14 protein-coding genes are annotated in these 13,744 nt (G+C 69.9%); 7 read left to right on the top strand and 7 right to left on the bottom strand.

The window, feature by feature from the left end; all coding sequences use genetic code 11:
* Window positions 1-4: 4 nt before the first annotated feature.
* From pdhA to BLW17_RS02650, 3 genes are all read right to left on the bottom strand, one after another.
* Window positions 5-1,069: a pyruvate dehydrogenase (acetyl-transferring) E1 component subunit alpha gene (pdhA, locus tag BLW17_RS02660; protein ID WP_170835571.1), complete on the bottom strand. Its 1,065-nt coding sequence runs from the start codon at window positions 1,067-1,069 to the stop codon at window positions 5-7.
* A 140-nt stretch (window positions 1,070-1,209) separates the two neighbouring features.
* Window positions 1,210-1,551 (bottom strand): FtsB family cell division protein, encoded by a 342-nt coding sequence (locus BLW17_RS02655; RefSeq protein WP_052171963.1) that lies wholly within the window; start codon window positions 1,549-1,551, stop codon window positions 1,210-1,212.
* Between the two features lie 29 nt (window positions 1,552-1,580).
* The gene (locus BLW17_RS02650) at window positions 1,581-2,879 is read right to left on the bottom strand and encodes an acetylornithine deacetylase/succinyl-diaminopimelate desuccinylase family protein (RefSeq protein WP_036731678.1); all 1,299 of its coding nucleotides are present in this window, start codon (window positions 2,877-2,879) and stop codon (window positions 1,581-1,583) included.
* Between the two features lie 123 nt (window positions 2,880-3,002).
* Here BLW17_RS02650 and BLW17_RS02645 point away from each other — a divergent pair, with 123 nt between their 5' ends.
* The 7 genes from BLW17_RS02645 to BLW17_RS02615 are packed head-to-tail and all read left to right on the top strand — an operon-like array spanning window position 3,003 to window position 9,829.
* Entirely contained in the window at window positions 3,003-4,082 is a 1,080-nt protein-coding gene (locus BLW17_RS02645; protein ID WP_036731681.1) for a hypothetical protein, read from the top strand.
* Window positions 4,083-5,216, top strand: coding sequence for a hypothetical protein (locus BLW17_RS02640; protein ID WP_036731683.1), 1,134 nt, complete (start codon window positions 4,083-4,085; stop codon window positions 5,214-5,216). It begins immediately after the preceding gene.
* Complete coding sequence (locus BLW17_RS02635) at window positions 5,216-7,141, top strand: AAA family ATPase (RefSeq protein ID WP_036731684.1); 1,926 nt, start codon at window positions 5,216-5,218, stop codon at window positions 7,139-7,141. The genes BLW17_RS02640 and BLW17_RS02635 overlap by 1 nt, the downstream gene beginning before the upstream one ends.
* Entirely contained in the window at window positions 7,141-7,443 is a 303-nt protein-coding gene (locus BLW17_RS02630) for a hypothetical protein (protein WP_036731686.1), read from the top strand. The genes BLW17_RS02635 and BLW17_RS02630 overlap by 1 nt, the downstream gene beginning before the upstream one ends.
* Window positions 7,440-8,846, top strand: a complete 1,407-nt coding sequence (locus BLW17_RS02625) for a DUF6638 family protein (RefSeq protein WP_036731688.1) — start codon at window positions 7,440-7,442, stop codon at window positions 8,844-8,846. The genes BLW17_RS02630 and BLW17_RS02625 overlap by 4 nt, the downstream gene beginning before the upstream one ends.
* Window positions 8,846-9,127 carry a hypothetical protein gene (locus tag BLW17_RS02620; RefSeq protein ID WP_231572725.1) on the top strand — a complete coding sequence of 94 codons (282 nt, stop codon included), beginning with the start codon at window positions 8,846-8,848 and terminating at the stop codon, window positions 9,125-9,127. Before BLW17_RS02625 ends, BLW17_RS02620 begins: the two co-directional genes overlap by 1 nt.
* A 12-nt stretch (window positions 9,128-9,139) precedes the next feature.
* Window positions 9,140-9,829 carry a DUF1523 family protein gene (locus BLW17_RS02615; protein WP_036731691.1) on the top strand — a complete coding sequence of 230 codons (690 nt, stop codon included), beginning with the start codon at window positions 9,140-9,142 and terminating at the stop codon, window positions 9,827-9,829.
* On the opposite strand, the gene BLW17_RS02610 is transcribed toward BLW17_RS02615, so the two are convergent.
* The 4 genes from BLW17_RS02610 to BLW17_RS02595 form a co-directional block, all read right to left on the bottom strand.
* Window positions 9,826-10,350, bottom strand: a complete 525-nt coding sequence (locus tag BLW17_RS02610) for a sugar O-acetyltransferase (protein ID WP_036731731.1) — start codon at window positions 10,348-10,350, stop codon at window positions 9,826-9,828. The two genes, BLW17_RS02615 and BLW17_RS02610, sit on opposite strands and share 4 nt — an antisense overlap.
* A 32-nt stretch (window positions 10,351-10,382) precedes the next feature.
* Window positions 10,383-10,760 carry an SUF system Fe-S cluster assembly protein gene (locus tag BLW17_RS02605; RefSeq protein WP_231555372.1) on the bottom strand — a complete coding sequence of 126 codons (378 nt, stop codon included), beginning with the start codon at window positions 10,758-10,760 and terminating at the stop codon, window positions 10,383-10,385.
* 88 nt (window positions 10,761-10,848) lie between these two features.
* Window positions 10,849-11,601, bottom strand: coding sequence for a MipA/OmpV family protein (locus BLW17_RS02600; protein WP_036706487.1), 753 nt, complete (start codon window positions 11,599-11,601; stop codon window positions 10,849-10,851).
* 118 nt (window positions 11,602-11,719) lie between these two features.
* Window positions 11,720-13,567: an ABC-F family ATP-binding cassette domain-containing protein gene (locus BLW17_RS02595; RefSeq protein WP_036731694.1), complete on the bottom strand. Its 1,848-nt coding sequence runs from the start codon at window positions 13,565-13,567 to the stop codon at window positions 11,720-11,722.
* Between the last annotated feature and the right edge of the window lie 177 nt (window positions 13,568-13,744).

The raw sequence follows: 13,744 nt of genomic DNA, 5'->3' as shown, positions 1-13,744 counted from the left end.
CCCCTCACACGTCGGCGTCGGCGTAGATGTCGGTCCAGAGCTCGGCCTCGGCCGGCTCGGGCGACTCCTTGGCGAATTCGGCCGAGTCGTTCACGATGTCCTTGATTTCCTTGTCGATCGCCTTGAGGTCGTCCTCAGTCGCGTGCTTGCCCTGCAAGAGAAGCTGGCGGACGTGCTCGATGGCGTCGCGCTCGTCGCGCATCTTCTGCACCTCTTCGCGGGTGCGGTATTTCGCCGGGTCCGACATCGAGTGGCCGCGGTAGCGGTAGGTCATCACCTCGAGGATATAGGGTCCCTTGCCGGCCCGGCAGTGCGCCACCGCCTTTTCGCCCGCCGCCTTGACGGCCAGCACGTCCATCCCGTCCACCTGCTCGCCCGGGATGCCGAACGCCTCGCCGCGGCCATAGAGCGTGGTGGACTTGGTGGACCGCTTCATGCTGGTCCCCATGGCGTACTGGTTGTTCTCGATCACGAAGACGACCGGCAGGTCCCACAGCTCGGCCATGTTGTAGGTCTCGTAGACCTGCCCCTGGTTCGAGGCGCCGTCGCCGAAGTAGACGAAGGTGACGTTGTCGTTGCCCTTGTACTTGTCCGAGAAGGCAAGCCCCGCGCCCAGCGGCACCTGCGCGCCGACGATCCCGTGGCCGCCGTAGAAATGCTTCTCTTTCGAGAACATGTGCATCGAGCCGCCCTTGCCCTTCGAGTAGCCCCCCTCGCGGCCCGTCAGCTCGGCCATGACCCCCCGCGCGCTCATGCCCGCGGCGAGCATGTGGCCGTGGTCGCGGTACGAGGTGATGCGCTTGTCGCCCTCTTTCGCCGCCGCCTCGAGGCCGACGACCACCGCTTCCTGTCCGATGTAGAGGTGGCAGAAGCCGCCGATGTGGCCCATGCCGTAAAGCTGGCCGGCCTTTTCCTCGAACCGGCGGATCAGCAGCATCTCGCGGTAGTACTTGAGCAGATCGTCGCGTGAGACGTTGGCCGGGGTGTCGGTCCGCGCCTCGGCGGGGGCCTTGTCGCTGTCCGGGGCGGGGGTGTCAGCGGCGGGGGTCGGGTGCGGTTTTCGGGCCATGCGTTTCCTCCGGGGAACTGGAAAGGACCGTGCGGGCAAGGTGGTTCAACGTTGAACCATTCCTGACGCGGGCCCGTGGCAGGTGCAAGGTGTTTTGTGACGCGGGGTCAGGCGCGGGGTCCGCACGGGCCCGCGTCTGCCTAGCGGACGATCAGCTCGTCGGCCCGGACCAGCCCCAGCACGTCGCGGGCGCGCTCGTCCAGCAGGTCGAGGTCGAGGTAGTCGTCCGACAGCCGGCGGGTCAGGTTGCGCATCTCGGCCACCTGCGCGGTCAGCCGGTCGCGTTCGGCCACGAGGTCGGCGGTCTCGGCTTCGAGCTGCACCCGGCGCAGGATGCCGGACGGCCCCTGCACAGCGGCAAAGGCGAAGTAGAGCCCGAGCAGCAGCGCGAGCAGGAAGAACACCACCGACCCGACCGGCAGCCCGGCCCGCGCGGCAGGGCGCGCGGCGGACTGGGTCAGGTTCTGCGTCGGACGGGCCATCGGGGCGCCTCGGGGTGGTTGCGCCGCGATCATGCCACGGGCGCGGGGGAATGGGAATCCGTCCCCAGCAGGTCCGACAGCACCAGCGCCATCACCCGGGCGCTGTCCATCATGTCGCCGACCCCGATCCACTCGTCGGGCTGGTGGGCGAGGTCGAGCACGCCCGGTCCATAGGCGATGCAGTTCTTCAGCTTGCCGATCCGGTCGATGTGCTTCTGGTCGTAGGTGCCGGGGCTGACGACATAGCCCGCCTCGATGCCCAGCACCCGCTCGATCGCCGCGGCGGTGGTGCGGACCACGGGCGCATCCTTGTCGGTCATCGACGGGATCACCTCGAAGAGGTCGCGGATCTCGTAGGAGAAGCTCGGTCGCTCGGCCCTGACCTTTTCCAGCAGGCGGCGGACCTCGGCCTTCACCTCGGTCAGCTGTTCCTCGATCAGGAAGCGGCGGTCGATGACGATCCGGCACCGGTCGGGGACGCAAGGCGCCGGCAGGCCGGTGTAGCCGTCCTCGGGCTCGCGCGCGCCGCCGTGGATCGAGTTGATGTTCAGCGTCGAGGACCGCGCCCCCTCGGGGATCACCGGCATCGCCGTGTGCTTGCCGGCGAGGAGGGGGTAGAGTGTGCGCTCCATCTCGTCGATCACCGCGCCCATGTGGCGCACCGCGCAGTCGCCGAGGAACGGCATCGAGCCGTGGGCGATGCGGCCGCGGGTCTCGATCTCGGCCCACCAGACGCCGCGGTGGCCGAGGCAGATGCGGTCCTTGTGCAGCGGCTCGGGGATGATGACGTGCTGGACGTCGGCGAAATGCCCGTGCTCGGCCAGATAGGCGACGCCCCCGTAGCCGCCCGATTCCTCGTCCGCGGTGGCGCTGATCTGGATGCGCCCGGCGTGGTCGGGATTGAGCGCCACGTAGGCCTCGGCGGCGATGATGCTGGCGGCGAGGCCGCCCTTCATGTCGCAGGCGCCGCGGCCGTAGATGCGGTCCTCGTCTTCGACGAACTCGGCGCCGAACGGGTCCCGGGTCCAGCCGTGGCCGACCTCGACCACGTCGTGATGGCTGTTGAAATGCACCGTGTCGCCGGGCCGCCCGGCGTCATGGGTGCAGACCACGTTCCAGCGCGGATAGGCCTCGCTGTCGCCGGGCGAGCCGTGGGCGCGGATCATCTCGCACCGCCAGCCCTGCGGTTCCATCCGCGCGGCGATCGCCTCGCAGATGTCGCGGTAGTGGCGCCCCGGCGGGTTCAGCGTGGGGATGCGGATGAGCTGTTGCGTCAGCGCGATCAGCGCGTCGCGGCGGGCGGCGATGGCGTGGTGCAGCGGGTCCATGCGCCGACCCTAGGCGCGGGGCGGGGCGCGCGCAATGACCGCGCCCGTCCCCGGAACCACCCTTGCCATGCGCGTGTTTTCCGCGCGTTACTTGCGCCGCCCCAGTGAACGGAGTCTTCCCGCATGGCCAGCCTCGACCAGCAGATCATCGACAGCCAGCGCGAGGTGGCTGCCACCCAATCGAAGATCACCGAGATCGGCACCACGCTGGATCGGATGGTGCGCACGGATACTGCGGTGAACGCCCCCTCGCTCGACATCGCCAATGCGACGCTGGCCGACGTGCACAAGCACACCGAGGCGATGAACGCCAACATCGCCGAACTGATCATGGGTCTGGACGACGTGACGGCGGGGTTTTCCAAGGATTTCGAGCAGATGCGCTCGAAGACCGGGTGGGAGAGCTTCGTCGGCATCTTCGCCCGCGGCAAGTCCGAGTCGATGCGGCAGGAGCGGCTGCGCCACGCCTCGATCGACGACAAGCTGCAGGACCTCATTTCCAAGTCCGACGTCATCACCCGGCTGCTGCAGGACCAGCTGGCGCTGCTCAAGGACCAGCAGGTGAAGGTCGAGGGCAACCTGACCCAGACGCTCGCCGACCGCGAGGCGGCGGTGGCGGAACTCGAAAGCCTGCGCGAGCGGATCAAGGCGATGGACCCGCGCCTGATCGAGTTGGAGAACAAGGTGGCGAGCACGGTCGATCCGAGCGACCGCACCAAGCTGGAAACCGAGCTGGCGAACGCCAACAAGGACCACAACGAGCTGGTTCAGGCCGAGCAGGTGGCGCTCGCCCGCAGCCAGACGCTCGAACGCTACATCGAGTCGGGCAAGACCTGGGTGGACAGCCTCCAGAACCAGGCCGCGACCCAGATGGTGCTGATCAACAAGCTGCAGACCGACACCAAGCAGCGGGTGGTCCTTTATGACGCGCTCACCAAGTCGCTGAAGACCGCCCAGCAGCAGGACATCGCCCACCGCATCAACGAGATCGGCGTCAGGACGGATCAGGAGGCCGCCACCGCGATGGCCGGCATCGGGGCGGCGACGAACGAGAAGATGGCCGACATGCTGGAAGCCCACGGCGAGCACATGGTGTTCGCCCGCAAGGTGCTCGAGGAAAAGGCCAAGGCCGACGAGCGCTTCGCCCGCCGGTTCAGCGAGATCGTCGAGAAGCACGACAAGAACCTGTATTCGGGCTCGTAAGTGAGCAATCCCGCCGCCGGCCTCTCTGCCGACCACCGCGAGATCGCGGACGACCTGATCGCGCGCGGCTATTTCCTGCAGCTGCGGCGGGTGGCGGCGGCGCTGCCCCCGGCGCTGGCCGAGATGGTGCGCGACCGGGTGTTCGGCCCGACCGACACGCAGGTGATCCAGGGCTACCTGCGGGCGCTGCTCGCTAGCGTCGATGCGCTGTCGATGAAGTATCTCGTCGCCTCGCGCGTCGAGGGGCCGCTGTCGCGCCGGCTGGTGATCGACATCCACGACTCGGGCTTCCCCATTTGGCAGGAGGTCGCCCAGACCGCCGCCGATGCCGCGCAGGCGGGCGAGCAACTGGCCCGCACCCCCACCGCCGAGGCGATCAAGGACGACATGATCCGCGAGATCGTCTCGGACCTGCGGCACCCGAACAAGCTGCAATATGCGCTCTCGCAGCGGATGTATTACGAGGCGCTGGCGGCGGGGGGCCTCTTCTGGCCGCAGATGCACCCGATGGCGCTGGGGCTGGGGCAAGAGGGGCACCGGCGGCGCTGGCTGATCCACTGGGGCGTCTATGACAGCCGCCAGAACTTGCCGGTCGTCTATCTGATGGACTGCGACGACACCGGCCGCCGGCCGCTGCCCGACGACGCCAAGCGCTGGCCCGAGGCGCAGGCGCATCTGCTGGCGCAGTCGGTCGGGGCATTGCAGCTTCTGACCATCGCGCAGGGGTTCGACGCGGATTTCGACACGCTGCACCCGTGGCGGCTGCGCCGGGTGACGCTGGGGCCGATCCACTCGCGCGAGTTCACCGTGCAGGAAGGGCCGATCAAGTCGGTGCTCGAGGATGCCCATGCGAGCGCCGGCGAGGACTGGGCGCTGGCGATGGCGGTCGAGGATCTGCAATCGGCCCGCGTCGAAATGCAGAACGCGGGGCTGTTCAGCGTCGTCGAAAAGCAGGTCTACAGGATCGACACGGCCGAGACGCATGGCATGGGGCAGGGGCTGACCGCGGCGCAGCGGCTGCTGGTCATCCCGCAGCGGCCCTATCAGGCGCTGGCGCGGCTCGACCCGCCGGGCTTTCGGGGCATCCGCAAATACGTGCCGATGCCCGACGGGCGGGTGATGGGGGTGAACTGATGGAAACCCGCGACGAGATGGAGCTGCCCGAGGCGAAGGTCCGCGCCCACTACCCGCAGGCACTTTCCCTGCTGACCGGCTTTGACCATGCCCCCCGGCTCGCCACGGCCGTGCCGGTGGCCGAGGCGGAACGCTCGCCCGGCATCCCGCGGACCTCGCGCTTCCGGTCCACCACGCCGGGGCTGGCGGGGCTGTCCACGCAGCGCCCGGGCGCGGTGCGGCTGGTCGAGCGGATCGAGCGGGCGGGGGGCGACGACCTGCCCTCGGCGCTGTCGGCAACGGTGCTGCGTGCCCTGCGCCGGGCGCTCGCCATCGCGCTTGCCGTGGGGGACGAGGTGTCGGCCCGCTCGGGCGCGGCCGAGTTGAAACGCGCCAACCTCGAAAACCGCCTGCCGCCCGAGCAGGCCGGCGCCTTCAAGGAGATGCTGGCCGCCGAGTCGCTCGCGGTGCTGTCGGTGCTGGCGAACGCCACCGGCTTCCTGCTGGCCGAGCACGCGGGCGCCGAGAGCCCCGACATCGGCGGCGTTTCGGAAATCCTGACCGACGCCCCCCACCTCGCCCTGCAGGGCGCGCTGTGGGAGCTGGACCAGAAGCTGGCCGCTGCCCCCGACGACAAGGCGGTGGCCGCGATCACGCTCGCCTTCGCCGAGGCGCTCGCCGCCGCCGTCCGCGCCCGCGCCGAGACCGCGCCGCGCACCCAGGCCTTCACCGGTGCCCGCTGGCGGGTGGCGGCCGACGACCTGCCCATCGCGGGCTTCGCGCCGGCCACCCGCGCCCGCGGCAAGCCCGTGCAGATGGCCTTCAAGCGTCCCGAAGAGGTCGTCGGCAACGCCATCGCCAAGCATCAGGCGATGCGGCTGTCCCGGATGCTGGTCGCTTACGATTTCGAGCGGCGGCTCAATCCGTTCGTGGAACTCGGCGGCTTCATCTTCACCTTCCTCGGCGACGGGCGGCCGGGGACCGGCAAGACCACGCTGATCCAGATGATGGCGGGTCTGATCAACAACTACTGCACCGTCGCGGGCTACCCGTTCCGCTATGCCAATCTCGGCATCGACAACGTGGACAGCTATCAGGGCAAGTCGGGGCAGAACGCGCGGGCGTTCATCGACAGCGTGATCGACCCCGCGGTGATCGGCTTCGGCACCATCGACGACATCGACCAGGTGGCGGGGCGGCGGGGAGACCGGCAGTCCTCCTCGGGCCAGCAGGAGATCACCGCCGTGCTCATGGATGCCTTCGCCGGCGCGGGGACGGTGGTGCGCGGCAACGCGACCTTCGGGATGTTCTCGAACCACGCCGAGTCGATCGACGACGCCCTGCGCCAGCGCGCCGGCGCCCGCTTCCTGATCGACGGCCCGAAGACGCGCGAGGACTACATCGACATTTTCGCCCTGCTGCTGGGCAAGCGCCACAACATCCCGGTGGGCGAGCACGACCTGATGAAGGCGCAGGAAATCCGCACCGCGGTGCGCGAGGGCTATGCCGGCCACGTCCGCCCGGCCGAGGCCTCGCTGGCCGCGATCTGGGATAAGGTGTCGGCGCGGCTGGGCCCGGTGGACACGCTGGCCGAGATCGGCACCTACCTGCACGCCATCGCCGAGGCCGAGCCGCGCTTCACCGGCCGCGCCGTCAAGAACATCACCGACGCGATCAAGACCCGCGCGATGGATTTCGAGATGCCGGACGAGTGGTTCACCTCGCCCGAGCCGTTTCTGCACCAGCCCTATGACCGGAAGCTCGACATGATCGCCGCCCTGCGCCAGCCGATCACCCCGTCCATGGTGGTGCAGGAAATCAACCGCTACGCCGACAGCGAATGGCGCTATGCCGAGACGGCCGACGAAAGCGCCATCGCCGAGACGGTGCGCGGGATGGAGCGGATGGCCGAGGCGAAGAGACGGTATGAGGGGGCGGGGCACTGATGGGCCGCGCCATTTTGATTGCCATCCTCTTCGCGGTCGTCGCCGGCTCCACCCTCGTGCGGCCGCGCGGCGCCGGCTGGTCCGTGGTTATCTCCGGCTCGATCGCGTTCGCCGGGTTGCTCACGATGTATGCCACGAGCCTTGAGCGCCACGGCGCGTATTGGCAGGAGCCCTTCACTCCGGGCCATTGCCTTGGGAACGACGTGGCTGCCGCCAGCTTCGCGGGCGGATTTGTCATGGTAGGCATCCTCATGGCGTGTGCGCTCGGGAATGCCGTGATCCTGTCGAGGACACGGACATGAACCTCCTCATCGAACGCGGCCTGATGTTCGGAAACCTCCTGCGGGTAGACTCCCCCGCCTGGGTCGCGCTCTACAACCGCGCGCTGGAGAAGCTGACCGGCAAGACCACCGAGCTGACCGAATTCCACATCGACCTCACCGGCCTCTCTCCCGAAATCGGGGACGAGCTGGACGATCTGGACTACCTCAACCCCAAGGGCGGCAACCGGCAGTTCATCCTGCTCACGACCGAGCAGAAGACCGCGCCGATGCTGTCGGCGGACCTCTCGGTCTATCGCGCGATCCTGCGCCGCTTCATCGCCGACAACGAAAGCCAGCTCTTCAGCCTCACCGCCCGCGACGCCGTGGTGGGCGAGATCGACGACGAGGTCTGGCAGGTTGCGGCGCCGGCCGATCTTCTCGACATCCGCAAGGTGCGGATCAGCGCCGACACGACCGGCAACCACGTCGCCGAGGCCGACCGCCTGACTGCGATGATCGAGCGGTTCCGCAGCCAGCCCGACGCCTGGTGGGACGACGTGCTGATCGCCGAGATGATCGAGCAGGCGAAGAAATCCGGCGACGTGACCCGCAACCCGGTGCGGCTGGCGCACACCAGCTTCGACGTGCCGGATTTCTGGACCCCGGCGTTCGGCGGCGTCTACGTGATCCGCTCGGGGCGCGAGCCGGGGGTGGTGTTCACCGATCCCGCGCAGCGGGTCGCGCTGCCGGGCGTGCGCAGCATGACGCTCGACGACCGCAACGAGATCGCGGCCTGGCTCGCCCGCGCGAGCCTCGCCGAGCCGATCGCCTCGGCGCCGGGGGCAGACACCGCGGCGGTGCTGCGCCAGAAGATCGACTTCATCCTCGTCGATGCCGCGACGCGGGCGGGGATCGACCCCGGCGACGGCAGCCGGGCGGCGCTGCGGCGCGCGGCGGCGCGGCTCGACCCGGCCGAGATGCCGGCCGAGCTGCGCGGCCTCTCGGCGATCCTGCGCTATGTTGAGGCGGGGGGCGACTGGCCGGTGATCGACTCGGGCAACGCCGCCTATTTCTACGCGCTGCGCGCCACCGCCGGGCCGTGGCGGGATGCGGTGAACCAGCTGCTCGCGGAACTCGCGCCCCATGACGTGCGGGCGCTCTTCATCCTCAACAAGCCGGTGTTCTACCGCCGCTACCAGTCGTGGGACGCCGCCAAGCAGCGCTATGTCGCCGACCAGCTGGCCCGCGAATACCAGATCGACAAGGAGGGCACGCGCGAGGCCCTGTTCGGCCCCGAGCCGGGGATGGGTGAGCCGGGCGCGCCCGACCGCCGCGCCCCGGCGGTGCCCCCAGCCGGCCCGTGGGGCCGTGCGGCAGGCCCCGCGCGCGTGAACCTGACCGAGCGGGCCGCCGCGCCCGGGCCGTGGGGGGCGGCACGCTGATGGCCATCATCCGGCTTGCCGCCATCCTCATCGCCATCGAGGCGCTGTTCTACGTGCTGATCTCGCTCTACCTGCGCTCGCTGCAGCGCGAGCGGCTCGAGGAGACGTGGGACGCCCGCCACCCCGACCGCGCCGGCGACAGCCCGGAACGCCGGGTCTTCGTGCGGCGTTCGATGGTGGGATTCGAGCGGACGCTGCGTGCCCGCCTCGTTGCGCTGGTGTTCGTGTTGCCCACCGTGGCGTTGATGGTCATCATCTATTTCGTGAACTACCATCGGTAAGGAGCCCCTCTGGTGCGCAATCTTCAGGTCGCCCTCGGCGTCATCTTCGGGGTTCTGGTGTTCCTGTTCCTCGACTACGCGCTGCCCTCGCGCCACACGGTGCGGGTGACGAACGTCTACAACCAGATCACCGACCTGGGCTGGAACGGGATCTTCTATGCCTCGCCCGATACCGGGACGGTGCAGACGGCCGACGGGCGGCGCGACATCCGCTACATCGCCACGGTGCAGCCGAACGGGCGGCCCTATGTCTATCGCAACGAGGACACCGGCTGGATCTGGCCGCCGTATTTCAAATACGACAGCTCGAACCTGCACGCGATCGCCGCCGACAGCGTCTCGACCGCCGACGCGCCGCGGTGGATGAACGTCACCTCGTACGGGTGGCGGGTGTCGTGGGCCACGATCTATCCGAACGCGATCTCGATGCGGCAGGTGGCAGGGCCGGGTGACCGGCCGCTGAACTGGCCGGCGCTGGTGATCCTGGGGGTGATGGGGGCGCTGCTGCTGCTGCTGTGGCGGATGTGGAACCAGTTCCACGAGCGCAGCATCGAGCCGCGGACCCGCCGCGCGGGCCGGGTGATCGAGCATATCGACGCCCGCGCCGATGCCGCGCAGGCCGAGGTGGTGGCGAACACCCGCAAGGCCGCTGGCCGGATGCGGAACTGGGTGGACAGCTGGCGCGGGCCGCGCAGCCGTTAAGGCGTCCCGACCGGGCGGGCCGGGTTCCCCGCGACCGTCGCGCCCGGCGCCACGTCGCGGGTGACGACGGCGCCCGCGCCAAGGATCGCGCCGTCCCCCACCGTTACCCCCGGCAGGACCAGCACCCCGGCGCCGATCCAGACGTCATCGCCGATGCGGATCGGACGGCCGCTCTCTTCCCCCGTCGCGCGGCGCGCCGCGTCGCGGGGGTGGACGGCGGTCAGAAGCTGCACCCCCGGCCCGACCTGCACCCGCGCGCCGAGCCGGATCTCGGCCACGTCGAGGAACACGCAGTTGTAGTTGACGAAGCAGCCGGGGCCGAAGTGGATGTGCAGCCCATAATCGACCGCGAAGGGCGCGCGGATCACCGCCCCGTTCCACGTCCCGAGCAGCTCGGACAGGATTGCCGCATCGTCGGGGTCGCTCTCGACCCCCTTTCGCGCGGCGGTCAGGCGCTGGGCGCGCTGGCGCAGCGCGACGAGTTCGGGGTCGGCGGCGTCATAGGGATCGCCCGCGAGCATCGCCCGGCGGGCGGGGCCGGGCGGGGCAGGGGTCACATGAACCCCAGTTCCAGGCGGGCCTCGTCGGACATCATCTCCATCCCCCAGGGCGGCTGGAAGGTCATCTCGACATCCACCTGCCGCACGCCGGGCAAGGCGTTGACCGCATCGGCGACCCAGCCCGGCATCTCGCCCGCGACCGGGCAGCCGGGCGCGGTCAGCGTCATGATGACCCGCACCGCGTCGGTGTCGTCGATGGTGATCGTGTAGACCAGCCCGAGATCGAAGATGTTGACCGGGATCTCCGGGTCGTAGACGGACCGGCAGGCCTCGACCACGCTGTCGTAAAGCGGATGGTCGGTCGTCGAGGGCGCGATCAGCGGCGCGCCTTCGATCATCGGTTCGACCTGTTTCTGGGCCTGCTGGGTCATGCGGGACGGCTCCCCTCGAATAGCTGAGGGATTATATAGGGGACCGGCCGGGCCGGGGAAACCCCCGGCCGCTGCATGGCAGGCGCGGTCAGAACCGCAGGTCGAAGCGGTGGACGACGCCCAGTCGCAGCGAGGGCTGGGACTTTTCCTCGATGAAGGGCGCGTCGGCGGCATCGCCGACGAGGCGGGCGTATTCGGCCTCACCCACCAGCGCGAGGCTGTCGGTCAGCGTATAGCGCGCCTCAAGCTTGACGCCGGCCGCATAGATGCCGCCCTGGGGCGAGTACTCGGCATAGCCGCTGCGCTGCGCCTCGTCGGCGGTGACGCCGAACCAGGTCCGGGCGAACTGGTCGTTGCCGAACTTGGCCTCGATCCCCGGCCAGAGGGTCAGCCGCTCGCGCGGCGTCATCCGCAGCTTGGCCCCGACCGCCCCGGCGATCCCCTCGTGCCCGCCGAAGCCCTTGCGGACGACGACATAGGCGCTGGCCGGCCCTTGCGTATAGCGGAAGCGCAGCCCGGCCTCGACCGTGCCGTCGATGTCATCGAGGCCGGCGAGCGCGTCCGAATCGTCCGCCTTGCGGCCGCCGCGCCAGTTGAGCGTCGGGCCGACCCGGAACCCGTCCGCGGTCCCCTCGTCCCCCGCCGTCTCGCCCGGTGCGGTCACGTCGAAGTTGCGGAAGATCACCCACGGCCCGGTGCTCATGTCCTTGGCGCCGAGCCAGTCCGGCTCGACCTCGGCGCCAAGGCCGATGTCGGCCGCGACGCCCCAACCTTCCTGCGCGAGGGCGGGCGAGGCCGCGAGCACGGCGAGAGCCGCGAGCGCGGCGAGATGGTTTGGCATGGGCTGTCCCTCGGTCAGGTTTTGGCGCGGAATCTGACGGCTGCCGGGCCGCCTGTCCAGCGATGGTGCGGGGTGGGGCGACGGCATCGGCTCATTCCAGCCGAGCCCCCGCCCCGCCTCAGCCCCGCTCGGCCGCCTCGAGCCGTTCCAGCGCGTCCATCCACAGCGCCTCGGCGCGCGGCAGCGCCTCGGTCGCCTCGGCGTGCTTGCGGCCCCATTTCTCGGCCTCGGCCGGGTCGTCGTAAAGCGCCGGGTCGGCCATCTTCGCGGCGATCCGGTCGAGCATGTCGGTCAGCTTTTCGACCCGCTCTTCGCAGCGCCGCGCCTCGGCGCGCAATTCCAGCACGGTGTCGCGGCTTGGGCGGCGCGGGGCGGGCTTCGCCGCCTCGCGCGGGCGCTCGGGCTCGTCGGCGGTCAGCAGGCTGCGGCGATAGGTTTCCAGATCCTCGGCATAGGGCGTCACCGCCCCGCCCGAGACGAGCCACAGCCGGTCCGCCACCAGCTCCAGCAGATGCATGTCGTGGCTGACCAGCACAACCGCGCCGGTATAGTCGTTCAGCGCCTCGGTCAGCGCCTCGCGGCTTTCGATGTCGAGGTGGTTGGTCGGCTCGTCGAGGATCAAGAGGTGCGGTGCGTCGATGGTGGCGAGCAGCAGCGACAGCCGCGCCTTCTGCCCGCCCGAGAGTGAGGCGACGCGCGTCTCGGCCTGCGCCTCCATCAGCCCGAAGCCCGCGAGCCGGGCGCGCAGCCGTGCCGGCGCCTCGTCCGGGCGCAGGCTGCGCACGTGGTCGAGCGGGGTTTCGTCCAGACGCAGCTCGTCGACCTGATGCTGGGCGAAATACCCGACCCTGAGCTTGCCGGAGCGGACCAGCCGCCCCTCCATCGGCTCGAGCCGCCCGGCGAGCAGCTTGGCCAGCGTCGATTTCCCCTGCCCGTTGCGGCCCAGCAGCGCGATGCGGTCGTCCTGATCCAGCCGCAGGTTCAGGCGCTTCAGCACCGCGCGGTCGCCGTAGCCGACCGACACGCCGTCGAGCGACAGGATCGGCGGCGAGAGCTGGTCGGGCTGCGGGAAGGTGAAGCGGTGGAACTTCGCCTCTTCGGGCGAGGCGATCGGCTCCATCTTCGCCAGCGCCTTGAGGCGCGACTGCGCCTGCGCGGCCTTGGTCGCCTTGGCGCGGAAACGGTTGACGAAGCTTTGCAGATGGGCGCGGCGGGCCTCCTGCTTCTTGGCCTCGGCGGCTTGCAGCGCGCGGCGCTCGGCCCGGATGCGGGCAAAGCTGTCATAGCCGCCGGAATAGAGCGTGAGCTTGCGATCCTCGAGATGCAGGATCGACCCTACGGCGCGATTCAGAAGCCCGCGGTCGTGGCTGATGACGATGACCGTGTGGGGGTATTTCGCCAGATAGCCTTCCAGCCACAGCGCCCCTTCGAGGTCAAGGTAGTTGGTCGGCTCGTCCAGCAGCAGCAGGTCGGGCTGCGCGAACAGCACCCCCGCCAGCGCCATCCGCATTCGCCAGCCGCCCGAGAAGTCGCCGGTCGGCCGGGCCTGATCCTCGGTCGAGAAGCCGAGCCCCTGCAGGATCGCCGCCGCCCGCCCCTCGGCCGACCAGGCGTCGATGTCGGCCAGCCGGGTCTGGATCTCGGCGATCCGGTGGGGGTCGGTGGCGGTCTCGGCCTCGGCCATCAGCGCGTGACGCTCGGTGTCGGCGGCCAGCACTGTGTCCAGCACGGTGACGTCGGTGGCCGGGCTTTCCTGCGCCACCCCGCCGATGCGGGCGCGGGCGGGCAGGGTGATCGCACCGCCGTCCAGCCCCAACTCGCCCCGGATCAGCCGGAACAGCGTCGTCTTGCCGGCGCCGTTGGGGCCGACGAGGCCGACCTTGTGGCCGTCCGGGATGACCGCGCTCGCCTGCTCGAACAGCGGCCGGCCGGCGATGGAATAGGAGATGTCGTCGATCCGCAGCATGGCTGCGCCTTGCCGCACGCGCGGGGCCGCGTCAACGGGCCGGGGGGGGGGGAGGGGTCGGCGAACGCGACGCCCCTTGTAATCCGACCCGAACGGGTCCATGTGGGTCGGGCAACGTTACCGACTATCTGCCTTCTGTCTCCGTTACCCGGCTGCAGGCTGCTTTTACGACCTGAC

It is taken from the genome of Paracoccus sanguinis, from assembly GCF_900106665.1.
GTDB lineage: Bacteria > Pseudomonadota > Alphaproteobacteria > Rhodobacterales > Rhodobacteraceae > Paracoccus > Paracoccus panacisoli.
The sequence above is the reverse complement of the archived record's forward strand: the minus strand, read 5'-3'. Positions and strand labels throughout refer to the sequence as shown.

Bases quoted from the DNA above. Each gene is read 5' to 3' on its own strand.
- BLW17_RS02630 (WP_036731686.1), top strand. From the start codon at position 7,141: ATGGGCCGCGCCATTTTGATTGCCATCCTCTTCGCGGTCGTCGCCGGC.
- BLW17_RS02645 (WP_036731681.1), top strand. From the start codon at position 3,003: ATGGCCAGCCTCGACCAGCAGATCATCGACAGCCAGCGCGAGGTGGCT.
- BLW17_RS02600 (WP_036706487.1), bottom strand. From the start codon at position 11,601: ATGCCAAACCATCTCGCCGCGCTCGCGGCTCTCGCCGTGCTCGCGGCC.
- BLW17_RS02610 (WP_036731731.1), bottom strand. From the start codon at position 10,350: ATGCTCGCGGGCGATCCCTATGACGCCGCCGACCCCGAACTCGTCGCG.
- BLW17_RS02655 (WP_052171963.1), bottom strand. From the start codon at position 1,551: ATGGCCCGTCCGACGCAGAACCTGACCCAGTCCGCCGCGCGCCCTGCC.
- BLW17_RS02625 (WP_036731688.1), top strand. From the start codon at position 7,440: ATGAACCTCCTCATCGAACGCGGCCTGATGTTCGGAAACCTCCTGCGG.
- BLW17_RS02605 (WP_231555372.1), bottom strand. From the start codon at position 10,760: ATGACCCAGCAGGCCCAGAAACAGGTCGAACCGATGATCGAAGGCGCG.
- pdhA (WP_170835571.1), bottom strand. From the start codon at position 1,069: ATGGCCCGAAAACCGCACCCGACCCCCGCCGCTGACACCCCCGCCCCG.
- BLW17_RS02595 (WP_036731694.1), bottom strand. From the start codon at position 13,567: ATGCTGCGGATCGACGACATCTCCTATTCCATCGCCGGCCGGCCGCTG.
- BLW17_RS02620 (WP_231572725.1), top strand. From the start codon at position 8,846: ATGGCCATCATCCGGCTTGCCGCCATCCTCATCGCCATCGAGGCGCTG.
- BLW17_RS02635 (WP_036731684.1), top strand. From the start codon at position 5,216: ATGGAAACCCGCGACGAGATGGAGCTGCCCGAGGCGAAGGTCCGCGCC.
- BLW17_RS02650 (WP_036731678.1), bottom strand. From the start codon at position 2,879: ATGGACCCGCTGCACCACGCCATCGCCGCCCGCCGCGACGCGCTGATC.